The 689-nt window shown below is 38.3% G+C and carries 1 rRNA gene; it reads left to right on the top strand.

The features are described from left to right. The first annotated feature begins 218 nt into the window (after nucleotides 1-218). Nucleotides 219-333 (top strand): 5S ribosomal RNA (gene rrf, locus J3492_RS13015). Nucleotides 334-689 lie beyond the last annotated feature (356 nt).

Raw genomic sequence — 689 nt, 5'->3', positions numbered from 1 at the left:
CAGGGTGTGGAAGCGCAGCGATGTGTGGAGCTAACCTGTACTAATTGCTCGTTTGGCTTGACCATACAACACCCAAGTGGTTTGTAATTATCTATAAGAACTTAGTTCTGTAGTTAGACAAGCATTATATCGATATCACCTTTATCCTTGATTCAGTTAGGATAAGTGATACTTAAGTCATTAAGTAAAACAAAAACAGACTCATATCTAACCCCTTTGCTGACGACAATAGCACGATGGCACCACCTGATCCCTTCCCGAACTCAGAAGTGAAACATCGTTGCGCCAATGGTAGTGTGGCTCCGGCCATGTGAGAGTAGGTCATCGTCAGCTCTCTATTCCTAAAAAACCCCCTTAACTTAATTGTTAAGGGGGTTTTTTTTATGTGATAAATGATAAATAATGAAAATAGATTATAAGATGCTTATTAAATAAGTAATGTAAAGGTCTATTTCTATCGTTGCAAAATTAATATGACAGGCTTAAAGCTATACCAGCTTGGTAACTGGCGGTGTCTTATCTTTTTAAGATTTCTATAAATGGCTGTTTTTCTTGGATACATAAAATAAAAGTTGCGATTAGCTTGACCCCCAATAAAAACCGAGTATAATGCCACCCAGTCGAAAGGGAAGGCGGAAAGCAGAATGACCTATCATACTAGCCAACCAGCCAATAGAGAGAAGTTTAAA

Origin of the sequence: Psychrobacter coccoides (assembly GCF_017498085.1) — a bacterium.
GTDB classification, from domain to species: Bacteria; Pseudomonadota; Gammaproteobacteria; order Pseudomonadales; family Moraxellaceae; genus Psychrobacter; species Psychrobacter coccoides.
Note: the sequence above shows the minus strand (reverse complement) of the source record. Positions and strands in the feature narration are given on the sequence as shown.